21 protein-coding genes are annotated in these 25,262 nt (G+C 27.3%); 16 read left to right on the top strand and 5 right to left on the bottom strand.

Annotated features, from left to right (window positions below; translation table 11 throughout):
• The first annotated feature begins 108 nt into the window (after positions 1–108).
• Positions 109–441 (top strand): NPCBM/NEW2 domain-containing protein, encoded by a 333-nt coding sequence (locus HF850_RS11055; protein ID WP_169105502.1) that lies wholly within the window; start codon positions 109–111, stop codon positions 439–441.
• A gap of 126 nt (positions 442–567) precedes the next feature.
• Here the strand turns inward: HF850_RS11055 and HF850_RS11050 are convergent, their stop codons facing one another.
• The 4 genes from HF850_RS11050 to HF850_RS11035 form a co-directional block, all read right to left on the bottom strand.
• Positions 568–1,332, bottom strand: coding sequence for a putative ABC transporter permease (locus HF850_RS11050; RefSeq protein WP_169105499.1), 765 nt, complete (start codon positions 1,330–1,332; stop codon positions 568–570).
• Positions 1,333–1,596: 264 nt separating this feature from the next.
• Positions 1,597–3,480, bottom strand: coding sequence for an ABC transporter ATP-binding protein (locus HF850_RS11045; protein ID WP_169105498.1), 1,884 nt, complete (start codon positions 3,478–3,480; stop codon positions 1,597–1,599).
• Complete coding sequence (locus HF850_RS11040; RefSeq protein WP_169105497.1) at positions 3,473–5,206, bottom strand: ABC transporter ATP-binding protein; 1,734 nt, start codon at positions 5,204–5,206, stop codon at positions 3,473–3,475. Before HF850_RS11040 ends, HF850_RS11045 begins: the two co-directional genes overlap by 8 nt.
• Positions 5,207–5,317: 111 nt before the next feature.
• Positions 5,318–5,758 carry a MarR family winged helix-turn-helix transcriptional regulator gene (locus HF850_RS11035; protein ID WP_169105496.1) on the bottom strand — a complete coding sequence of 147 codons (441 nt, stop codon included), beginning with the start codon at positions 5,756–5,758 and terminating at the stop codon, positions 5,318–5,320.
• Positions 5,759–6,047: 289 nt separating this feature from the next.
• On the opposite strand from HF850_RS11035, the gene HF850_RS11030 reads away from it, so the two are divergent.
• From HF850_RS11030 to HF850_RS10975, 12 genes are all read left to right on the top strand, one after another.
• On the top strand, positions 6,048–6,536 hold the full coding sequence (locus HF850_RS11030) for a hypothetical protein (RefSeq protein ID WP_169105495.1): 489 nt from the start codon (positions 6,048–6,050) through the stop codon (positions 6,534–6,536).
• 520 nt (positions 6,537–7,056) lie between these two features.
• Positions 7,057–8,010 carry a hypothetical protein gene (locus tag HF850_RS15855; RefSeq protein WP_243159473.1) on the top strand — a complete coding sequence of 318 codons (954 nt, stop codon included), beginning with the start codon at positions 7,057–7,059 and terminating at the stop codon, positions 8,008–8,010.
• A gap of 161 nt (positions 8,011–8,171) precedes the next feature.
• Complete coding sequence (locus tag HF850_RS11020) at positions 8,172–9,083, top strand: LD-carboxypeptidase (protein WP_169105494.1); 912 nt, start codon at positions 8,172–8,174, stop codon at positions 9,081–9,083.
• A gap of 776 nt (positions 9,084–9,859) precedes the next feature.
• Positions 9,860–10,033 (top strand): hypothetical protein, encoded by a 174-nt coding sequence (locus tag HF850_RS11015; protein ID WP_169105493.1) that lies wholly within the window; start codon positions 9,860–9,862, stop codon positions 10,031–10,033.
• Between the two features lie 188 nt (positions 10,034–10,221).
• Positions 10,222–10,398, top strand: coding sequence for a hypothetical protein (locus HF850_RS11010; protein WP_169105492.1), 177 nt, complete (start codon positions 10,222–10,224; stop codon positions 10,396–10,398).
• A 221-nt stretch (positions 10,399–10,619) separates the two neighbouring features.
• A complete protein-coding gene (locus tag HF850_RS11005; protein ID WP_169105491.1) occupies positions 10,620–10,955 on the top strand; it encodes a metalloregulator ArsR/SmtB family transcription factor in 336 nt (111 codons plus the stop codon).
• A complete protein-coding gene (locus tag HF850_RS11000) occupies positions 10,921–11,325 on the top strand; it encodes an arsenate reductase ArsC (RefSeq protein ID WP_169105490.1) in 405 nt (134 codons plus the stop codon). Before HF850_RS11005 ends, HF850_RS11000 begins: the two co-directional genes overlap by 35 nt.
• Before the next feature lie 18 nt (positions 11,326–11,343).
• Positions 11,344–12,669 (top strand): MATE family efflux transporter, encoded by a 1,326-nt coding sequence (locus HF850_RS10995; protein WP_169105489.1) that lies wholly within the window; start codon positions 11,344–11,346, stop codon positions 12,667–12,669.
• 395 nt (positions 12,670–13,064) lie between these two features.
• Positions 13,065–14,051, top strand: a complete 987-nt coding sequence (gene bsh, locus HF850_RS10990) for a choloylglycine hydrolase (protein ID WP_169105488.1) — start codon at positions 13,065–13,067, stop codon at positions 14,049–14,051.
• Between the two features lie 273 nt (positions 14,052–14,324).
• A complete protein-coding gene (locus tag HF850_RS10985) occupies positions 14,325–14,933 on the top strand; it encodes a hypothetical protein (RefSeq protein WP_169105487.1) in 609 nt (202 codons plus the stop codon).
• Positions 14,934–15,077: 144 nt separating this feature from the next.
• Entirely contained in the window at positions 15,078–15,686 is a 609-nt protein-coding gene (locus HF850_RS10980; protein ID WP_169105486.1) for a hypothetical protein, read from the top strand.
• Between the two features lie 239 nt (positions 15,687–15,925).
• Entirely contained in the window at positions 15,926–19,105 is a 3,180-nt protein-coding gene (locus HF850_RS10975; RefSeq protein WP_169105485.1) for a sensor histidine kinase, read from the top strand.
• Between the two features lie 132 nt (positions 19,106–19,237).
• On the opposite strand, the gene HF850_RS10970 is transcribed toward HF850_RS10975, so the two are convergent.
• A complete protein-coding gene (locus tag HF850_RS10970; RefSeq protein ID WP_169105484.1) occupies positions 19,238–19,906 on the bottom strand; it encodes a hypothetical protein in 669 nt (222 codons plus the stop codon).
• A 398-nt stretch (positions 19,907–20,304) separates the two neighbouring features.
• Between HF850_RS10970 and HF850_RS10965 the strand changes: the two genes are divergently transcribed.
• The 3 genes from HF850_RS10965 to HF850_RS10955 all read left to right on the top strand — a co-directional run bounded on the left by HF850_RS10965 (position 20,305) and on the right by HF850_RS10955 (position 25,195).
• Positions 20,305–21,054 (top strand): MBL fold metallo-hydrolase, encoded by a 750-nt coding sequence (locus HF850_RS10965; protein WP_169105483.1) that lies wholly within the window; start codon positions 20,305–20,307, stop codon positions 21,052–21,054.
• A 183-nt stretch (positions 21,055–21,237) separates the two neighbouring features.
• A complete protein-coding gene (locus HF850_RS10960) occupies positions 21,238–21,684 on the top strand; it encodes a MarR family transcriptional regulator (protein ID WP_169105482.1) in 447 nt (148 codons plus the stop codon).
• Between the two features lie 325 nt (positions 21,685–22,009).
• Positions 22,010–25,195, top strand: coding sequence for a two-component regulator propeller domain-containing protein (locus HF850_RS10955; protein WP_169105481.1), 3,186 nt, complete (start codon positions 22,010–22,012; stop codon positions 25,193–25,195).
• The last annotated feature ends 67 nt before the right edge of the window (positions 25,196–25,262 follow it).

Here is a 25,262-nt window from a genome sequence, read left to right as displayed (position 1 = left end):
ATGGACACATCCTTTCTTAACTAAATATTATTTTACTTAGTTCGACTTGTCGTGTCCACTATTTTATACTAACACCAAGATTTAGTTTATGCATTTGAAGGAACACATATATTAGGAAATACTTATATTCCTTCATTAGGATATACTAATTCTACTGATGATTATATATTTGAATTAAATAATAAGTATAAGAGTTTCACTGCAACTATAGGAATGGATGATACTAAGAAAAGTTGGAGTTGGTGGGAAGACGAATCGCAAATATATGGTAAAGTGTTATTAATTGGAGATGGAAGAGTTTTAGAAGAGAAAACTATCAGATATGGAGATGAAGCACAGAAAATATCAGATGATTTAACTGGATATAATAAGTTAATCATTAGATTTGATGGTTGCGGAAATTATGATATTATGAATGGAAGATTCTTATTTAAAGATTAAAAAAGTAGCACAAGAGTTACTCTTTCTCTTTAGTAGTATTGAGATTTAAAAGAATAAAACATTTATTTTAAGTGGTAAATTATATAAAAAATGCACTACAACTAAATTAATTGTAGCGCATTTTTTTTATTTCTTTAATTCATCTAAAGCTTTAGAATACTTCTTAGTTACAGCACCTGGATTTCTATGTAAGATTCTAAGTGATTTTTTATGTCTACTATCAGAGTTTTTAGATAATTCTTTAATAAGTTTATATTCTACTAATTTATTATTAAGTTCAGCTCTTTCCTTAGCACCTTGTGCTGCCATAGATTTAAGTTTTTGTTGAATCTTATGTATTTCTTCATTACTATGAGTATATTTAATAAGAAGCTCTTTAAGATACATAGCTTCATTAGATGATTGAACTGCATCTATAGTAAATATTACTGTAATTACTAAAGCAAGAATTTCAGAAATTTTATGCGGAATCTTAAGTACTATATCTTGAATAGGGGGTTGTATAATATAGATTAAGAGTAGTGAAAAAACACCCCATGTTATAGAAGATGCTAAACATATATAACCATGTATATTAAACTTGTCTTTAGAATAATCCCAATATCTTACGTGGAATATATCTTCCATTACCATGCCTGTAAGATACTCTAAAATAGTAGCAGCTACCAAGCCAATAATAAATACAAGATAAGGATTACTTTTAAAAGGCATTACTATTAATAAAATTATTACTGCTCCTGATCCGTAAATAGGTAGACAAGGTCCGTGTAAAAATCCTCTATTAACAAATTTATGTTGTTTAATAGATACATAGGTTGATTCCCAAACCCAGCCTAAAAAACCATATAAATAGAAAAATAAAAGCCATTGATGTATTGAATATATTTCCATAAAAAATTCCTCCGTTCTAGCATATTTTCAATGCATCTAAGAAAAAAGTCAAGCCTATGGCTTGTACTTTTATTTGTGAGTAAATAGATTAATTTTCTTTTTTTACTGAAAAAAAATTTAAAATGTGAATTTATATATAAAATAATTATTTTTTTGTTTATTAGAATTGAATATTATAAATAAACTAGAAAAAATAACATAAAGAAAAAAGCAATGTAGCGTATAATTACATTGCTTTTTTCAAATACTATAAAATGTAGAATTCTAAATATTTTTAACTTTACCAGTATAAAGTTCGTAGTATCTACCTTTCTTAGCTAATAGTTCATCATGGTTTCCTCTTTCAATGATTTGACCTTGTTCAAGGACCATAATGGCATCTGAGTTTTTAATTGTAGATAATCTGTGGGCAATTACGAAAACTGTTCTTCCGTGCATTAATTTATCCATTGCTTGAGTTATTATCTTTTCAGTTCTTGTATCTATTGAGCTTGTAGCTTCATCTAGAATAAGCACTGGTGGATTTGCAACAGCAGCTCTTGCTATAGCAAGTAATTGTCTTTGACCTTGTGATAATCCTTCACCATCACCAGTAATTACAGTGTCATATCCATGTGGTAGATGCTTTATGAAAGTATCAGCATTTGCAAGTTTTGCAGCAGCTATAATTTGTTCTTTTGTTGCATTTAAGTTACCGTATCTAATATTTTCTTCAATAGTTCCTGTAAATAGGTGAGTATCTTGAAGTACTATACCTAATGATCTTCTAAGATCATCTTTCTTTATATCTTTTATATCAATTCCATCATAAGTAATTGATCCAGAATTGATTTCATAGAATCTGTTTATTAAGTTTGTAATTGTAGTCTTACCAGCACCAGTTGAACCTACGAAGGCAATCTTTTGTCCTTTGTATGCATGTAATGATATGTTCTTTAAGATAGTCTTTTCTGGATAATATCCAAATACAACATCTTTGAATACAACATCACCAGTAAGTGGAGTAAGCTTTCCGTTATTATTCCATGCAAATTTTCCAGTGTGTCTATCAGTTTCAAATAAATCTTCAGTATCAGCACCAGTATCTACATCTGTTTGGTTTTCAACAACTTCAACATTTGATAATGTTATAGTACCATTATCAATTTCATTTGGTTCATCATCAAGAACTTTAAATATTCTTTCAGCACCAGCAAGGGCAGCAAGTAGCATATTAACTTGTTGTGAAACTTGTTGAATTGGTTGAGTTATTTGTCTTGTATATTGAAGGTAAGCTACTAAAGCGCCTATATTAAATATACCACCTATAGTCATAAGTGCACCAACACAACATGTTACAGCATAGTTAGCATAAGAAATATTACCAAGAGATGGCATCATACGTCCAGCATGATTTTGAGCGTTTGTAGATGCTTCTCTTAATTGTTCATTATACTTTTTGAAATCTTCTATAGCTTTGTCTTCATGGCAGAATACTTTGATTACTTTTTGACCTTCAATCATTTCTTCTATATATCCATTAAGAGCACCGATTTCTTTTTGTTGTTCACCGAAGTATCTTTTACTCTTAGAACCAATATTTTTAATTACTCCTACCATTATAAGTAGAAATACAATAGTAACTAAGATTAATAGAGGATTTAATACAATCATCATCACTATTATACCTATGAATGTAATAGTAGATGAGAATATATTAGTTAAACTACTGTTTAAAGTTTCACTTAAGTTATCAACGTCGTTTGTATATAAACTCATTAAGTCACCGTTAGGGTTCCAGTCAAAGTAACTTACAGGCATCTTTTGCATCTTTGAAAATAAATCGTTTCTAATATCTTTAACTGTTCTTTGAGCTACATGAATCATAATTCTTGAATATCCAAATGAAGATAAAGCACCAGCAATATATATGACTATAAGTACTCCAAGCATTTTTGCAAGACCACTAAAGTCACCAGGTATTATGTAGTCATTGACTATAGGCTTTAAGAAGTATGAACTACTTATTAAAGCGAATGCGCTTACAAGTATGAATAGTAAAACAAGCAATAATGAAAATTTATATTTCATTAAGTAGGAGAATAATCTTCCTAAAGTTTTCATCATATTGGCTGGTTTTGGACCGCCTTTTTTGACCTTTTTACTCATCGAAACCAGCTCCTTCCTGTTGAGATGTGTAAACTTCTTGATAGATTAAACAGCTCTTCATAAGTTCATCATGAGTTCCAACAGCAACTATCTTACCGTCATCCATAACAACAATTTTATCTGCATCACAAACTGAGTTAACTCTTTGAGCTATTATAATCTTAGTTGTATTTGCTAAGTCTTCTCTAAATGCTTTTCTGATCTTAGCATCAGTAGCAGTATCTACTGCACTTGTACTGTCATCAAGGATTAATACCTTAGGTTCTTTTAATATAGCTCTAGCTATACATAATCTTTGTTTTTGTCCACCAGAAACATTAGCTCCACCTTGACCTAAATCCATATCTAAACCACCAGGAAGTCTGTCTAAGAACTCATCTACACATGCAGCCTTACAAGCAGCATCAATTTGTTCTTGAGTCGCATTTTCATTACCCCATAGAAGGTTTTCTCTGATAGTTCCTGAGAATAAAGTATTCTTTTGAAGAACCATTGAAACTTCATTACGTAAAGTTTCTAATTTATAGTCTTTAACGTTAACGCCACCTACTAATACTTCACCTTGATTTACATCATAAAGTCTTGGAATAAGTTGAACTAAGCTTGTTTTTGCAGAACCAGTTCCTCCTATGATACCAACAGTTTCACCAGACTTAATAGAAAGGTTAATATTTGTTAAATGGAATTCTTCGCTGTCTTCTTCGTATTTGAAGTATACATTTTTAAATTCTATATCTCCATTTTTAACTCTTGAAACGCCTCTATCACCATCAACAAGATCTACTTTTTCTTCTAAAACATCAATTATACGTTTTACAGATGCTATTGAACGAGAAATCATCATAAGTGACATAGCAACAAGCATAAGGGCTACAAGAATTTGAGTTGAGTAAGTTAAGAAACTAGTAAGTTCTCCAACCGCCATAGTTCCAGCATAAACCATGTTCCCACCAAACCATAAAATTGCTACCATTGTACCATATATAAGTATTTGCATTACTGGCATAGCAAGAACTGTAAGTCCATATGCTTTAGTAGCATTTTCTCTTAAGTCTTCAGTACCTTTTTCGAACTTAGCTATTTCTTTTGTAGCTCTTACAAAGGATTTTACAACTCTAACACCTATTAAGTTTTCTTGAACTATAGTGTTCATAATATCAACTTTACCTTGCATCCTACCGAATTTAGGCCCAACATTTTTTATTAATAATAAAAGGAAAATTACTAGTATTGGTAAAGCTACTGCAAATATTAGTGCTAGTCTTGCACTTATCATTATAGTCAAGAACATTGCAAATATAAGCATGATAGGTGCTCTAACTAAAAGTTTAGAACCTATAGTAACTGCATTTTGAATAGCAGTAACGTCTGTAGTTAAACGAGTAATTAAAGAAGCAGTACTAAACTTTTCAATATTTTTAAAAGAATAGCTTTGAATCTTTATATATTCAGCTTCTCTAAGATTAGCTCCAAGTCCTTGACCAGCAATTGCTGCATGCTTGGATAAAAGTGTACCAAAAGCAAAAGAAATAAGAGCCATACAAATCATTAAAATACCAAGTTTTATTGTGTAAGGCATACTTCCGCTTGGAATAGCATCATCAACGATTTTTGCCATAACAAGTGGAATTAATAATTCAAATACGGCTTCAAGGGTTGCAAATAAAGCAGCAAGCCATAAATGCTTTTTATATTTCCCTAAGTAGGAAAATAATTTCTTTATCATCTGTTTTTCATCCTCTCTTTATTTTTTTGTTTATATTAAATTTATAATTAACAATTTTAATTGTTAAAAACTTTTTTGGTAGTTACAATAATCATCTAATCATTAAGACGATTATTTTCCTAGATTTTCAAGTATTCTTGACAGAAGTGATGTAAGTATTTCTGTCTCATCTTCAGAAAAACCATTTAAAATGCGCTGTTCCACTACATTAGTTGAATAATCAGAAAGGCTTTTAACAACATCACGTCCTTTATCAGTTAACACATGGCATTTATAGCGACTGTCTTCACTGCTTACATGACGCTCAATTAATTGCTTTTCTTCTAATCTTTGGACAATTCCAGTTACTGTTGGATTGGCAAGCTTTAAATGATTCTGAATATCTTTTTGAAATATATTTCCCTTATTTGAGGCATAGTTAATATAAAATAATACTCTTGCTTGAACGCCTGTTATATTATAAGGCTTCAAATTGTTATTCAGTTCTGTTGAGATAATATTACTTATGTTTTTAATAAGTATACCTATTTGGGGTTGAATATCTTCTGACACTAGTTATCACCTCCACAAAATACATAGCATGCTATCTATTTTATTTAGAATAATGAAATATGTCAAGTATTGTCGAAAAGATGATCATATACCTCAAATTATTGAAAATGATTACTTTAAGAGCAATCAATACATAAGAGAGAAGTGAGTACTAAATGTAAAAAAATTCAATAAAAAAAATCTTACACGAAAAAAATTTCTATGCTATAATGCAATTTGTCTGTCGAAAAGGCAGAGTTAAAATTATAAAATTTGGTAAATTAAATATTTATACTATTAGGAGGATATTATGCCAACAAATAAAAAAGAAGGTATTATTTTTGGAGTATGTATGTGTTTTATCATGGTATTTTTCATGGGTATGCTTAACATTTCTATACACCACGGAACATTTAATAAGGAAGTAATGATGATATGTTTAAAAGCATTTCCTATTACATTTATTATAGCCTTTGTATTAGAAGGAGTAGTTGTAGGAAAAATCAACGGAATGTTACTTGCAAAATTTAGTCATGAAAATGATAGTGTTAATGCATTAATTCTTTTTAACTGTTTCTTTATAGTAACTTGTATGTCTTTAATTATGACATTCATAGGAGGATTACTTGGAGGAGATAACATTTCTCTTATAGCAGGGGAATTCTTTATTAGATGGCCAAGAAATTTCTGTGCTGCATTCTTCTTAAATATATTAGTTGCAGGACCAGTAAGCAGATTTGTTTTAAGAAGAATTCAAAAGAGTGCAAATACTAATAAAAATTCAGCAGTAGGTGCATAAAATTTATAATGTTATTTAAAAGTCAATTATATTTACATTACTTTGGCAGGATGTAATAGGATTAAGTAATATTATTAAAGAGATTATCACATAATTGTTTAAATTAATAAATATATTATTGGATAGTCTTTTTAATTTTGATATTATTAAAATTTTAAAAATGTATCCTTTTCCATTATATAAAGAGAAAAAATATATGATGTAGCTTTGTATTAAAGGTAAATTCTTAAATTGTATATATATTGGAAAAAGATTATTCAAAAAATATATTTTGTGTTATAATGCAAGTTGTTTGGTAAAAGTGTTTTAGTATGATGAGAATACTATCTCAAAAGTTATTAACTAAGTGCTAGTATTATTTTTAGAATTATATAAAACAAGGTAAATATTGAATGAAACTATAATTCTAATAAGTAATTTAGATATATAAGGGTATTTGAAGATAAATATTATTATTGGGTTTTATTACTCAAAGTATTATTTAAATTTAGATATTTAGAATGCAAGGGGAAAGTTTATAATGATAAATGCTAGAGATGTATTTTTAAAAATGAAGATTTGTGAATTAAATAATATTATTAAGGTATTTGAACTTAAGCTGGGATGCAGGAAAAAGGAAAATATTGTTGATATTATTTATGAATATATGAAAAGCAATATGAATCATATATTACTAGAATTTATTATTTATGATGAGCTTGATTTACTTAGAGAAATATGTAATAACAATTTTGAAATTATATATGAAGATAGTATAATTTCTGAACATGCTGAATCTTTAGCCAGAATTGGTCTGGTATATATAAATAGAGAAAAGAGAAGTATATCTATTCCAAAAGAATTTCAAATGCATATAGTATCTGGTTTGGATGATAATTGTGTAAAGGAATTTTCTAAATGTAGATCAGATGTTATAAACATGACAAAGCAGTTGTTAGAAGTTTATGGAGTTTTTCATTTAGAGCTTTTAGGAGAGTATATAATGAAAAAGATAGGAGTAGGATATAGAATTCATAGGGCTATACAAGTTATAAGACAATATAATTTAAGAAATAATTTGTTTTATGAAGATGAAGATTGCTTCTTTTATAATTTAAAAATATCAGATAGAGAATCTATGAAAGTAAAAACTGCTAATATAAATTTGAATTATAAATATTATACTAATTTAGAGATAACAGAAATACTTAACAGAGAGTGTTCCTATGAAAAGGATATTAGAATAATTTTAAATAGAATATATAAGAAATTAGAAATATCAGATGAAATAATAAGTGATATAAGATTTATGATTATAGAAGGAAAGTCATTAGATGAAATTGGACAGTTTTTAAAAGAAAGAGTAAAAAGACTTAGTGACTTTGGATTTAAAAGTATATTAATGTCTGTAGAAAATATGAGAAATAATCATATTATATGGGGATATAAGGGATATTACTTAGAAGAAATAGATGAAGAATTAATAATGATTTAAAGTATAGTATAAAGTATATTTATTAAGGGAATAAATTTTATTTTCTTAATAGATATACTTTTTTTGCTTGATAGTATTCTCTTTATGATACAGAATAAAAGACTAAATAATTAATAAACTTTATAAGGGAAAATAATTATGAATCAAAGGAGCTTGATTTTATGAAAAGACCAAAACCATTGAAATGTGGAGATAAGATTGCACTTATAGCGCCATGTGGACCTGTTAAGCAGGATAGGATTGAAGCATCAGTAAAGTCAATTAAAGAATTAGGTCTTGATGCAGTTTTATGTGAGAGCTGTACGTGCAGCAGAGGATTTTTATCTGGAAAAAGTGATAAATCAAAGGCTGATGAAGTTAATCGTATGTTTAAAGATAAAAATATAAAAGGAATATTTGCAATGCGTGGAGGTTATGGAGCTTCAAGAATTCTTCCTATGCTTGATTATGATTTAATAAAAGCTAATCCTAAAGTATTTGTAGGATATAGTGATGTTACTGCACTTCATATTGCATTTAATCAGAAATGTGGATTTATTACTTTCCATGGACCAATGGCTTCAACTGAATTATATAAAGGTGTAGATGAATATACTATAAATTCCTTTAAGAAAAATATATTTTCAAGTGAGCCATTAGGTATTATAAAAAATCCAAATGGTGAAAATTTAAAGACATTAGTAAAGGGAAATGCAGAGGGGATACTTACTGGAGGAAATTTATCGCTTTTAGTATCCTCAATAGGTACTAAATATGAAATAAATACAAAGGGTAAGATATTATTTATAGAAGAGGTTGGAGAAGAACCTTACAGAATTGATAGAATGCTGCTTCAATTAAAGCAGAGTGGTAAGATTAAAGATGCTGTTGGTATAGTTTTAGGTCAATTTACTAAATGTGATCCATGTGAGCCAGAAAAGAGTCTTACATTAGAAGAAATATTTAATGATTTAATATGCAGTGAAAATAAACCAGTTTTATATAATGTATCATGTGGCCATAGTGTACCAACTATGACACTTCCAATGGGAGCTAAGGCTAGGATTGAAAAAGGGAATTTTATTGTTGCATAAAACATGTGGATATTAAAAAATAAACTGTAATTGCTTAAAGTAAATCGATAAAAATGGAAATACAAGAATAACAAAGAAATATATTTTTTTATATTATAATTGATAAAAATAGAAAAATTATCACTATAAATTTTAGATTATAAAATATTATAGTGATATTTTATATTATAGATTTATATAATGTACTGTTAGTAGTGATTAAGTTGACAAATTAAACATAATATAGAATTAATGTATTTTTATAGTATATAAAAATTACTTATTATGTAAATATACAATTGCTTGGTTGATTTTAGCTCATATTTACCTATTTAGAGCCTTGTCCGTGGAAAAAGAATATAAAAAACCGAAATTATAGAGAAATTTGTTGAATTACTCCAAAAAGTTAAATGATACAAACCTTAACAAAATAGTTGGATAGTAATACAATGATGGGGAAGAAAGGTACATATTGTTATAACCTTTAGGCTTCTCAAGATACATTTTTATGGTTGTTATTAGATGTATATTTCTTTTAAAACATGCTTATAGAAGTAAAGTTTTAGTTTAAGAATAAATTTAGTATATATAATGAAGTTATATAAATGTCAGTGTAATAGTGTTCAAGGAGCAAGAGTATTTAAGAGCAATATATTAGTTAAGTTATTATAAACTAAAACCTAAAGATGTATGTTAAGAATCTTAAGATGTTGTTTTAATAGTATGTTACGTTACTTTTACTAAACATTAAGATGTTTAGTTACAAAAGATAATACATAGTAAAGGAAGTAATTAGAATGAACAAAAATGAATTAAATGTTGAAATACATAACCAAGAAGAACTTTTAAGAGTTTACGAAAATGACGAAAAGAACGCTAAAAATAATAGCGAAAAAGCTAAATATGAAGAACGTGTTGAAGAAACTAAAAATGAAATAAGCGATTTAATGGATAAAGAATTAAACAAATAATAATTAGATATTATATTACTCTTATAAGAACAAGCTACTGTTAAGTTAAATTAACAGTAGATTGTTCTTTTTCAGCTTATTTTGAAAAAATACTGCTTTATCATTCTTAATAATATATGTCATAAAAAAGTATAACATTTAATATATTTTATTATGTCATGAGATAAGTTTTGAAAGGGATGGTAATTATGAATAAAGATGAATTAGGTGTTGAAATACACAATCAGGAAGAGCTTTTAAGAATTTATGAGATGAATAAAAATAAGACTCAGGATAAATCAAAAATATCTGAATGGGATAAACGTATTACAAAGGTAAATGCTGAGATAGCTAGTCTTAAGGATAAATTAAGCAAGCTAGGTTAGTATATATTGCAAGGACTGATATGCATAATTTATGTGTGTGTCAGTTCTTTTTTATTAATAGAATAATTTTAAGTTAAATACAAATATGAATACATATTGAATAATTTCCATATAAAATATATAATAATCATATCGAAAAAAATAGATATGAAATAATAGAACGTAGACTACGGATAATTTTTTTTATTTATTATATAAATAAGGTGGTGTTAATAAGTTAGATGAACAATCAATATGGGAAGGATGCAAAAGTATTTAAGGCTTTTGATGATGAAAAACGCCTTAAGATACTTGAGATGCTTAGAGGTGGTGAAAAGTGTGCATGTATTCTTTTAGAGAAAATGGATATAAGTCAGTCTACATTATCACATCATATGAAGATATTATGTGAGTCAGGAATTGTTTCTGGAAGAAAAGAAGGAAAGTGGACTTATTATTCTATAAATGAAGAAGGAAGTATATATGCCGTGAAGCTTCTAGAAAAGCTGACTAAAGTAAATGACAATATGGAGGTAAATAAAGATGAAGAAAAAAGTAGCATTTATATGTGTACATAATTCATGCAGATCACAGATGGCAGAGGCATTGGGAAAAATTTTTGGAAAGGATGTTTTTGAAAGTTATTCTGCTGGAACTGAAACAAAGCCTATGATTAATAAGGATGCTGTGAGAATCATAAAGGATTTATACGATGTAGATATGAATGAAACTCAGAAATCTAAATTGTTAAGTGATATACCAGAAGTTGATATAGCTATAAAAATGGGATGTAATGTAGTATGTCCATATTTAAAAGCAGATCATATAGAAGATTGGGGACTTGAAGATCCAACGGGAAAAAGTGATGAAGAATTTATAAAAACAGCAAAAATTATTGAGAAAAAAGTTAAGGAATTAGCACAAAGAATTAAAAATGATGAACTTTAATATAGAAGTGGAGAAGAAATGAAGCAAATAGATTTAACCAAAGGTAAGGTTTTAACTGTCATAGCTGAACTAGCACTGCCTATAATGGGAAGTTCACTAATGCAATTTACATATAATATTATTGATATGATGTGGGTTGGAAAACTTGGAAGTGATGCAGTTGCAAGTATTGGATCATCCAGCCTTTATGTAAACATAGGAAATGCAATAAATGCTCTTGCTGTAATAGGAACAGGAATTAAAGTTGCTCATGCAATTGGAGAAAAAAATGATCATGAGGTTAGGGAATATGTAAATGCTGGTATTATCATAAATTTAATTATAGCAGTTATATTTGGATTAGTATTAATTTTATTTGGTAAAGATTTTATAACATTTTTAAATCTTCAAAATACATATGTAGAAAAAAATGCATATTATTATCTTGTATTAAATGCACCTATTTTATTTTTTGCATTTTTTAATATGATGTATACAAGAATATTAGGAAGCTTTGGGAATAATAAAATTGCTTTTAAAATAAATGCACTTGGAGTATTTTTAAATATTATACTTGATCCTTTGTTCATATATGGTTTTAAATTTGGTGTTATAGGGGCTGGAGTAAGTACTCTTGTTGCTAATATAGTAATATTCATATGCTTTAAGATAAGTACAAATGGTGTGCTTAATTATCACTTTGATTCTGATATTGATAAATCAAAAATAAAGGAAATAGTAAGGCTTGGATTGCCTATGGCATCCCAAAGAGTTCTTTTTACTATAATAAATATTCTTTTGGCAAAAGTAATAGCTATCTTTGGAACAGATGCAATTGCTGCTCAGAAAGTAGGGGCTCAGATTGAATCTATTGCCTATATGATTATAGGAGGACTTAATGGTGCAGTTGCAGGATTTACTGGCCAGAATTTTGGAGCAAAGAAGTTTAAGAGGATAAAAGAAGGATATAATAGTTCACTTGTAGTTGGAATGTCCTATGCACTTATTATGGCAGTAGTATTTTTATTATTTAATAAACAGATGATAGGTTTATTTATAAGTGGTGGAAAAGCAGCTGAAATAGCAGCAGCATATCTTAAGGCAGTGGCATTTTCACAAGTATTTAGTGCTATAGAAATGATATCTAATGGTATGTTTACTGGGATAGGAAAGCCAAGAATACCAGCAACTATAAGTATTGTATTCACAGCTATGAGAATTCCACTTGCGCTTATACTTATAAAGCCGTTTGGTATAAATGGAGTATGGATAAGTATATGTGTATCAAGTATTATCAAGGGACTCTTAAACTATATGATTTATTTGATTAAAATAAAAAAGGAATTTGTAGCTGATATGGCTTAATAAGATAAAATGTAGTACCTAAAGTTTGAATAACAAATTCAAACTTTAGGTATTTTTATTCTTGTGGGATTTTATTGAATACAAGGATGCATATATCTGCAAAAAATGTGTGAAAGAAATGGAGAGGCGAGTAGATTAAATTAAAAGATTTTACTTATGGTTATTGGAGCAAATGTAGAATGATTAGTGATTATTTAGCATAGATTATACTTAGATATTGGTTTTATTTATAATAAATTATGGATTAATATATTAAATTTACATTTCATATTGCAAACTATGGTTTAATATAAAAAGTAGGTGTATAATTGAGACAAATATAATATAACTACTTTAGAGGTTAGAGCGTTTTAGGGGACCTAACTTAAGATGAAATGTGCTTGGAGGTAACAAAAATGTGTACAGCTTTAATGTTAGAAACTAAAGATGGGTATAATTTATTTGGGAGAAACATGGATCTTAACCATTCATTTAATCAGGCAGTAACTTTAGTACCTAGAAACTATGAATATAGAGATAGAGTTACTGGTGAAATGAGAAAAAATAAATATGCAATATTAGGCATGGCAACAATGATTGATGATTATCCAGCTATGGCAGATGGATTTAATGAAAAAGGACTTGCATGTGCAGGACTTAATTTCCCAGGATATTCTTATTTAGAACCAAGTGTAGTTCCAGGAAAGAAAAATATAGGACCATATGATTTAATTCAATGGGCATTAGGAAACTTTGAAACTGTAGATCAAGTTGTAGAAGAAATTAAAAATCTTGAATTAGTTGCAATACCAATTAATGAAAATACTGAACTTCCAACTCTTCATTGGATGGTTGCAGATGCAAACGGAAAGTCTATAATTATAGAAAAAACAAAAGAAGGATTAAAAGTTTTTGATAATCCAATTGGAGTTTTAACTAATTCACCAACATTTGACTGGCAATTAACTAACTTAAATTTATATATGGGTACTAAACCTGTTCAACCAGAAAATGTAAAATGGGGAACTAAGGAATTAAAACCATTAGGAGTTGGTCTTGGTACTAAACCATTACCAGGAGGATTTAATGGAGTAGATAGATTTGTAAGAATATCTTATTTAAAATCACAATATCCAAAAGCAGACGATTTAATGTCTGGAATAAGTCAATATTTCCATATTTTAAATAATGTAGCTATGCCTAAGGGTGCAGTTATAAATGAAGGTTTAGATGACATAACTATCTATACTTCTTGTATGTGTCAACAAACAGGAGTTTATTATTATACAACATATAATAATATTGGAATAAGTGCTGTTGATATGCATAAAGAAGATTTAGATGCTGATCAAGTAAAAATATTTGATTATGCAGATAAATTAAATATAGTTTATCAAAACTAGTGTACACAGGGGTAAATAAAACAAAATATTATATTATAATGTAAATGAGTAATACTTAAAGATGTGAAAGACTTAATATTTTCACATCTTTAGGTATTTTTTTATGTTTTTATTTAAATTATATCCATATTAATAATATGTACTAACTACAATTAGTCAAAATTTATTTGAAAAATTTACATAATATATTTTATGTTTGAAGTTAAATAGTAGAATATATGACTTTACTTCTGAATATTAATATATAAATTAATGTAAGATGAGGTGGTCGGGTTGAAAAAAATATTAGTAAGTATATTGTTAGTTATATCAGTATTTGTTGTACAAGCATTTATACTACCAGGACAAAAAGCAGAAGCATATACTGATGAGTTGTATTATACATGGGGACAGGTAGAAGATCAAGGAGAATGGGAGTGGGTATGTTATTTTGGAGGACAGAAGGTTTTTGGATGGCACTATGTAAATGGGGAGTGGTATTACTTATATCCTTCGAATGGTTTTATGGCTCATAATACTTTTATTAATGGTTATTATGTAAATAGGGATGGAGCTTGGACTAATGACATTCCTTATGAAATTCAGAGAATCAAAGATGTCGTTCCATATAAACAATGGATTAATACATTTGGTAATGATGGAGGAACTATAAGCTTATTTAGAAATCAGAATTTGAAAAATTTATATTTAAATGGTTGGGATGCACCTGATGTAAATGGTACTTTAGTGATTTTTGGTGAAGGTGGAGAACATTTTGTAGCAGATGATGGAACTGTGTTTAATACTGCTCATCAAGGTGGTGAAAATATAATTCAGTATGATAATAATGGTAACATTGTTAAAGTATATCCATATATAGATAAGGGAAATTTATATTATTAACCTTAAAGAGTTTAATGAAATCTTTGACTCCATAAGTGACGAAAAAAGAAAAGTATCCCTTAAAACATTATGTATAGTGGTGAATATTTAATAATGGTTATGAATATATAGTATTAGTACAAATCATGTTGTGAAGGTGATAGATTGAAAAAAATATTAATTTATATATTAATTCTATTTTCAATATTATTATTTAACACATTTTTAGCGCCTAAAACTTATGCAGAGGCATGTACATGTACCGCAGAGTATTGTTGGCAACCTATTTGGCATGATTATGAACATGAATGGGTATGTTACAATGGAAACAATAAAATTTATGGCTGGAATTATATAAATGGCAAGTGGTATTATTTTTACAATTCAACTGGCTATATGGCTCATAATACATTCATAGATGGATGGTATGTAGATGATAATGGAATATGGACAACAGAAATTCCGTATGAAATTGAAAGAATAATAAACATTGTGCCAGATTCGCAATTTATTTATACATGTGGGAACTATTATAATTGTGAGATAGTCCAATATTATAATCAAAATTTAAAATATCTATGTAGATATGGATGGGACGTGCCAGATGTAACTGGAACATTAGTATGCATAGGCTATGGAGATGAATACTTTGTAACAGATGATGGAACTGTATTTAAAACTCCACATCAGTGCAATGACACTGTTTATAAGTATGATGAAAATGGAAATATTGTAAGTCAATATTACTATATTAATCCTGATGCAGTAGGATAATAGAAAAAATATCACACTACTAACTTTATTTTAAGTAGTGTGATATTTTTTTGTAATATTTTGCAAAAGTAATCTTACCAAGTTGAATGTGTTTGGGGAAATATTTAATTCTATTTAAAAAATATTATTTTAAAAATTTTATATAGAAAAAAATAGTAAAATATTATATACTAAGCGTATATTGATGGAGAAAGATGAAAAATATGGTCAAAATGTGTTGCAGAATTAGAAGGAGAACTATGGTAATAAGTAAATACTTAAAAAAAATTCTAGTATTAGTATTTATATTTTCTTTTTTAAATACGTATACAAGTTATGCGAGTATAAAAGAAAGTATAAAGTTTAATAGTATAACAATTGAAGACGGATTATCGCAGTCTACGGTAGAAACAATGTATCAAGATAGTAAAGGATATATATGGATAGGGACTAGCGATGGTTTGAATAAGTATAATGGTTATAAATTTAAATATTATAAGAATGACAAATATAATAAAAATTCATTAGCTAGTAATTATATTATTGATATTGCGGAAGATAAGGATGGATATATATGGGTTGCTACATTAGAAGGGGCAAGTAAAATAAATCCAAATACAGATGAAATAGAAAATTTTTTCGCTGATGAGAACAATGGAAACTTATCTAATAAGAGGGTTTGTAAAATTATTAATACTAAAGATAATAAAATATTTATGGCTACTAATGATGGACTTAATATATATGATGAGAAAAGTAATAAATTTTTTAGGGTTTTAGATAAAGAAAGTGACCTGCCTAGTCAGTATATATATACAATTGAAGAAGATTCTCGAGGACATATCTGGGTTGGAACAGATGCTGGATTAGTGGAATTTGATAAAGATTTAAATAAAGTTAATTCATATGAGAGTACTATTGGAGAGCTTGATGTATATAGCATATATGATGATTTAAAGGGTCATATGTGGATAGGAACATTAAGACATGGATTATTTAAAATAAATTTAGATGATGGAAGTGTAGATAATTATACAAATACTGAGAGTGAGAACTCAATTCCTAATAATACTATAAGAGCAATAGTAATGGATTCAAAGGAAAAACTTTGGCTTGCAACTGATAAGGGTATTTGTAGCTTTGATTATAAAAAAGAAATATTTACAAGTTATAAAAAAGAACCATATGATGAAAAGAGTTTAATAAACGATAAAACACGTAGCTTATTAATAGATGATAGTGGAATTATATTTGTAGGAACTTATAGTGGGATATCAGTATTTAATCCTAATAGTAATTTTTATTACTTTAAATCAAGGCCATATGATATAAATGGTTTAAGTGGAGATGTAATTAATGGTTTATACAAAGATAATGATAAAACATTATGGGTAGGAACTAATGAAAATGGAGTAAATATTATTAATGGAGAAAATGTAAAGCATTTAAACACACAAAATAGTGAAATTATAAGCGATTCAATACATGATATAACTGGATTTGATAACTCTGTATTTATAGGGACTAATGAAGGACTATCTGTAGTAGAAAAAAATATTAATAATAGCTATACTATAACAAATTACGTAGAGGAAGATGGGTTACCATCAAATAAAGTAAGATCGTTATTTGTAGATTCTAAAGGATATTTGTGGATAGGAACAAATAAAGGGATATCCGTATTAGATATAAAGAACAAGAAAATTACTAATATAACATATATATTAGATGAAATGGGAGTTTCAGATAAGTTTATACGAGCTATCCATGAAGATTCTAATGGGATTTATTATATAGGATGTTTTTTAGAGGGAGGATTAATTAAGATAAATCCTAATACTAAAGAATATAAAGTATATAAAAATGATGAAAATGATACTGAAAGTATAAGTAATAATTCAGTAAGATACATAACTGAAGACTTAAAAGGAAATATATTAATTGGTACAAGCTTTGGGATTAATATATTAAAACCTGATACAGATAAGTTCCAACATTATACAGAGGAAGATGGATTAGTAGATAATACTATATATGGAATATTGGTTGATAAAGGTAATAATTTATGGATGAGTACAAATAGAGGAATATCTAGATTATCTTTAGAGCAAGAAACAATTAAAAATTTTACAGTTGCAGATGGTCTACAATCTAATGAATTTAATGGAAGATCATGTTTTGGTGATGATGAAGGATATTTATATTTTGGAGGTATAAATGGATTTAATATTGTAGATACGAATAATATTGAATTATCTCAATTTCAGCCTAAAATTATACTTGAAAATTTCGAAATAAATGGAATAAATAGAGAGGATATATCTAATACGAACCTGAAGTATAATGAAAATAATATAAGAATAAAATTTTTCTCAAATGATTATAGGAATACTAGAAATAATAAATATTTTTATAGATTAAAGGGAGTAGATTATAGCTGGAATTTAACTGAAAACAATTCAATTACATTTGCTAATTTACCTCCAGAAGATTATGTTTTAGAAGTAAAAACAGTAACTCCACATGGGGTAGAAAGTGAAATAAGCTGTATAAATTTCACTATTAACCCTCCTATTTGGAAGAACAAATATGCTTTGTGTTTATATTGGGTTTTAATAATTTTAGCTATATATTTATATAGAAATAAAATGAAGACATTGGACAGATTAGTTGGTATAAAAACTAGTGAGCTTAGAAAAGAAATGGAGAAAAATGAACAATTATTTAATCAAGTATTAATATTAGAGCAAAATAAGAATAATTATTTTGTGAATTTGTCACATGAGCTTAGAACACCTTTAAATATCTTAAGTAGTATAAATCAATTAATAAAATCGTGCTTAAAAGATGATATGGTTTTAACTACTGAAAAGCTAATGCACTATATGGATATAATGAATAGAAATTGTAATAGATTATTGAATCTTATTAATAACCTGATTGATTATACAAGAATTGAGAATAATAGCTATACACTAGATAAAAAAATAGTTGATATAGTTTATCTAACTGAAGAAACAGTTTTAGATATGAAGGATTATGTAGAAGAGAAGGGAATTGAACTCATTTTTGATACTGATGTAGAGGAAAAAGTGATCGAGTGTGATAAGCTAGATATAGAAAGATGTATTATAAATCTAGTAAATAATGCTGCTAAATTTACTCCTGAAGGTGGTCTAATTGAAGTAGTTGTATGTGATTTAGATGATAAGGTTAAAATAAGTGTTAAAGATAATGGAATAGGAATAAGTGAAGAAAATCAAAAGATGATTTTTGATAGATTCAATCAAGTCATAGATGAAGCATCTGAACAAAAGGGTGGAAGTGGACTTGGACTTACAATAACTAAACAGATTATAAATCTTCATTGTGGAGAAATATATGTAAATAGCAAATTGAATGATGGCAGTGAATTTGTAATAATTCTTCCAGTAAAATAAATAATAATAAAGAGAAGTGGTAAGATAACAATAGTCATATATAACTGCTTCTTTCAAATAAAAATCTTATTAAATTATTAATACAATAACTTAATAAGATTTTTATAAATTTAATTATATATTAGGTTTTTATTAATTATCCGATACTATAGATAATAATCTAAGTATATCTAGGATTAAGTATAATACGTTAATAAATAAACTGAATGAGTACGCAGCTACTTCTTCATTTGATAATGGTGCATAGCTAACTCTTTCTATTATGCTCTTCATAGTTATAATTGCATATGCTGTATAAACTATAATACCTATAATTGAAACAATTATTACATACATTGAATATTTGAAGAAGAAGAACATTAAAGCTTCTGTTATAATAAGTACTATTAATCCAGGTGTAATTATTTTTGATAAGCTGAATATACTATCAAGACTTGAATTTTTAGCAGTTATATATGATGCTATAAATATAAATAGAACACATAATACTGTAAATAAAAATGCTCCAGCACCTAATGTAGCAAAGTAATATATATATGCTGATCCTGATAAGATACCTAGAAAAGCTGCATATACACCTACACTAGCCTTAGTTTTAAATAAGTTTAATCTTTTAGAAAATATACTAAATATAATTAATGCAAAGAAACAAATGTTTAATATTGATTTAACACTATCTGGTATAAAGAATACACCTACAAATGTTCCCACTAAGAATAATAATATTTCCATTAAGAATGCCTTCATAATTTCTAAGTAATTATGTTTAGCTACATCATTCATATTAGCTACATGGTTCATAATATCACATCCTTTTTTTATTTTTTTTCAATTATATATAGAAAATAAGGCGTCTGCAAGTAAATTAAAAACATACTTCCCTTATAAAGGAGATGTGTATTTTTGGCTATTTTTTATAAATAACTACAGTTTTAAAAGTTTCAATAGAAGTTCTTCGGAATATTTTTATTTATAATAAGTATCTTTCGGTTATTTTTTCAGTTTGTTAAAATAGATTTCTTTGTATAAGTTTAAAAATAATTTAATAAATTTTAATTTTTTAGTGGGAATGCATGTAATTTGTGAGTTGAATTTTTTTAATAGTTCTATCTGTTAAAAATTACATTTGACACAATATAAAAAACTAAATATAATGACCGTATAAGATTAATCGCACACGATAAAACGGAGGGCTTAAGATGAAAATAGTAGCATTAGAATTTTATAATGATGGATATATGACAGAGGGATTTGCATTTGGAGGAACAGCTGAAAAAGAAAGTATTGATCCAAATAAAACTTATAAATCAAGTTTACAAAATTATTTGATAGATACTGGTAAAGAAGTTATATTAGTAGATACAGGAGTTCCAGTTGAAACACCAGATGTAGAACCAAGAGATGGACAAATGATATATCAAGGAAAGAAAGTTAATAACTTTGTAGATGCGCTAAAAAAAGCAGGATATGAACCAAAAGATGTGGATAAGGTTATAGTTACACATAAACATCCAGACCATACAGGAGAACTTAGATTATTTAATGATGCTAAAATATATATATCAGAAATAGAAGCTGATGCAATGAAATTAGATGGTGATAATATAGTAAGAGTTAAATTTGAAGATGGAGAATATAAGAACTTTAAACAAAGTCAAAAAATTGCTGATAACATATATATGTTACCTGCTTATGGACATACAAAAGGCAACTCTATAGCAGTAGCAGAAAATGATGGATTATATTATATGTTCCATGGAGATGTTACTTACACAGATGAAGCACTTAGACAAAATCAATTATCATTAGTATTTGAAGATAAAGAAGCAGCAAAAGAAACTTTAAATAATGTTAGAGAATTTGTTAAAGACAATAAGACTGTATATTTATCAACTCATACACCTGAAGCTTTAGTATCATTAAGTGAAAAGAAAGTTATAGAACTTTAAAGTTTAAAATATATATTATGCAATTGAGAGCTAGACGAAAAATTTATTTATTCGCCTAGCTTGATTTGCATTTATAGTGTAAAAGTATTTGAAAAGTGTAAGAATACAAGTTATACTAATGGACATATGAATTATAGTTTAAATTAGTATTAAAAAACAGAGGGAAGAGAGGGGACATAAATTATGTATGACAATTTAAAATTAGAAAATCAGCTTTGTTTCAGGGTGTACTCAGCTTCTAAGAGTATAGTCAGACTATATGGACCTTTATTAAATGAGATAGATTTAACATATCCACAGTATTTAGTGATGATGGTTCTGTGGGAGCATAAGAAATTATCTTTTAAAGAAATAAGTTCTAAGTTGAAAATGAAGACTGGTACATTAACTCCTATTTTAACTAAATTAGAGAGCAATGGATATCTAGTAAAAGAAAAAGATGAAAATGATGATAGAAAAATATATATAGCTGTCACTGAAAAAGGGTTACAGCTCGAAGAAAAGGCAAAGGATATTCCGGAAAAAATAGCAAAAAATCTTAATTTATCAAAGAAAGAATTCTTAAAATACATTAAAGAGTTTGATGATTTTGTAAACAAGCTAGATAATATAGAAAAATATATTCAGTAATTAATCTAAAAATTTAGGTATACTTATTTTTAAATTGCTGATTCTTAAATAAAAATATAATATTTATATAATTAAGAGCACTTTATTGTGATGTATTTCGATATAAAGTGCTCTTTTTTGCGTTTTATTAAAGAATTATAAAAAAAATTATTCATTTTTTGAATGGAATAATAATAATTCAATTAAATATATGGACTAATTTTAAGATTTTGACAATAATTAAGACTTTATGTGGAATAATTAACCAAGGTAATATATACTAGAATAGTATGTTGAAAATTATGTAAATCATATGGAATTATACTAAAGGGTAGGATGGAGTATTATGTTGAGTAATAGAATGAGACGAAGAGTGTTGTTCTTTTTAATTATATTTTTGTTTATAAAGTGTGATTTAAGTTATGCTGATATAGACTTAAATATAAAATTTAATAATATAACGATTGAAGATGGACTATCACAGTCTACAGTAGGTAATATGTATCAAGATAGCAGGGGGTATATATGGATAGGTACTGAAGATGGACTTAATAGATATAATGGAAAGGAATTTAAACATTATAAAAATGATAAGTATAGTGAAAATTCATTAATAAGCAATTATATAAGAGGAATTGCAGAAGATACAAATGGTGTTATGTGGATAGCTACTTTAGAGGGAATAAGTAGAATAAATATTGATACAGATGAAATAAGGAATTATTCTGAAAAAGAAGATAAAGGAAATTTATCCAATAGTAATGTATGTAATATTCTTGTTACTAAAGATAATAGGATATTTGCAGCTACAGAAGATGGGCTTAATTTGTATTATGAAAAAAATGAGAAGTTTTATAGAATCTTAGATAAAGAAAATGATCTGCCAAGTCAATACATATATTCAGTTAAAGAAGATTCAAGAGGTCATATATGGATTAGTACAGATGAAGGAGTAGTTGAAGTAGATAAAGAATTAAATATTGTCAATAAATATGAAGATACAATTGGAAAAGCTGATGTATACACTACATATGATGATTCAAAAGGGTACGTATGGGTATGCACATTAGATAAGGGATTGTTTAGAATAAATTTAAATAATGCACATGTAGATAATTATAGAGAAACTAAAGATAAATATTCAATATCAAGTAGCAGTGTAAGAGATGTGGTTCTTGATTCTAATGGAAAACTATGGGTTGCTACTGATAAAGGTATCAGTAAGTTTGATTATGAAAAAGAGATATTTACAAATTATAATGATGAACCATATGAAAAAGATAGTTTAATAGATGAAAAAACAGATTGTTTATTGAAAGATAACAGTGGACTCATATGGGTAGGTACCTATAGTGGAATATCTGTATTTGATCCTGTTAATAATTTTTATCATTTTAAATCGAAGATGCATGATAAAAATAGTTTAAGTGGGAATATGGTTAATGGTATATATAAAGATAATGATAAAGTATTATGGGTAGGAACTAATAAAAATGGTTTAAATATTATTACTGAGGATGAAATAAAACACTTAAACCCAAAGAATAGTAATCTTATTAGCTATTCAATACAGGATATAACTGGAATTGATAATTATGTATGTGTAGGTACTGATAGAGGATTATCTATTATAGAAAAATATGCTGTTAGTAATTATACCTATAATATAACCAATTATACAGATAAAGAAGGATTACCATCCAATAGAATAAGGTCTTTATTCGTAGATTCTAAGGGATATTTATGGGTAGGGACTAATAAGGGATTAGCTATATTAGATATAAAAAGTGGACAAGTTTTAGATATAACATACATATTGGATAAAATGGGAGTAGATGATAAAAATGTAGGGGCTGTATATGAAGATTCTAATGGGAATTATTATATTGGATGTTTTTTGCATGGTGGATTAATAAAAATAAATCCAGATACTAAGGAATATAAAGTATATAGAAATAATGATGATAATGACAGTATAAGTAATAATTCAATAAGGTACATAACTGAAGATTTAGATGGAAATATATTAGTTGGAACCAGCCATGGACTTAATGTGTTAGATTTAAATACAGATAAATTTATTCATTACACAGAAAATGATGGATTAATAAATAATACTGTATATGGAATATTAGTTGATGAAAATAATGATATATGGATGAGCACAAATGGTGGTATATCTAAATTATCAATGAGCCAGGGGACATTTAAAAACTTTACAGTTGGAGATGGTCTTCAGTCCAATGAATTTAATGGGAGATCATGCTTTAATAGTAATGATGGATATTTATACTTTGGAGGCATAAATGGATTTAATGTTATTGATATAAATGATATAAAAATATCTGCATTTCAGCCAAAAGTTATATTTGAGAATTTTGAAGTAAATGGTATAGCAAAAAAGGCCGTACCTAATATGCACCTTAATTATAATGAGAATAATATAAAGATAAACTTTTTTACAGATGATTATAGAAATACAAAAATAACAAAGTATTACTATAGATTAAATGGTGAAGACAAATGGAATGTTGCTGATAATAATTCACTTTTATTAGCAAATTTAGCCCCAGGAAAGTATAATTTGGAGATAAAAACAATGACTCAGCATGGAGTAGTAAGTGAAGTCAGCCATATGAGCTTTGATATTAATGCTCCTATTTGGAGGAGTAAACAGGCTATATTTATTTATTGTCTTGTAATAATTATTTATGTATATATATGTTTTTATAGAGTTAAGAAAATGGACAAGTTAGTTGATGTAAAGACTTGTGAACTTAGAAGAGAAATGGAGAAAAATGAGGAATTATTCAATAAAGTATTAAAGCTTGAGAAGAGTAAGAATAATTATTTTGTTAATTTATCACATGAACTTAGAACACCTTTAAATATATTAAGTAGTATAAATCAATTAATAAATTCATGCTTAAAGAATGATACGATTTTAACTACTGAAAAGCTCATGTATTATATGGATATAATGAGTAGAAACTGCAATAGGTTATTAAATCTTATTAATAACTTAATTGATTATACAAAAATTGAAAATAATAATTATATTGTAATTAAACAAGAAACGGATATTGTTTATTTAGTTGAAGAAACAGTTCTTGATATGAAAGACTACATTGAAGAAAAAGGACTAGAAGTAATTTTTGATACTGATGTAGAGGAAAAATTAATTCAGTGTAATAAACTTGATATAGAAAGATGTATCATAAATTTAGTTAATAATGCTGCTAAATTTACTCCTGAAGGTGGGTTAATACAAGTATTAATATATAATTTGGATGATAAAGTAAAGATAGTTGTTAAAGATAATGGGATAGGTATAAGCGAAGAAAATCAGAAAATAATTTTTGATAGATTCCACCAGGTTGTAGATGAAAATTCTGAACAAAAAGGTGGAAGTGGATTAGGTCTTACTATAACTAAACAGCTTATAAAACTTCATGGTGGAGAGATATATGTGGAAAGTGAAGTTGGTGTTGGAAGCGAGTTTATAATAGTTCTTCCTGTATGTAGCGAATAGTTATAATTAAACTATGAACCTGCTATTTTAAACAAATAACAGGTTCATAATTTTTAAATGTTAAAAA

Origin of the sequence: Clostridium sp. SM-530-WT-3G (genome assembly GCF_012843905.1) — a bacterium.
GTDB lineage: Bacteria > Bacillota > Clostridia > Clostridiales > Clostridiaceae > Clostridium.
This window is presented reverse-complemented; position numbering and strand designations above follow the sequence as displayed.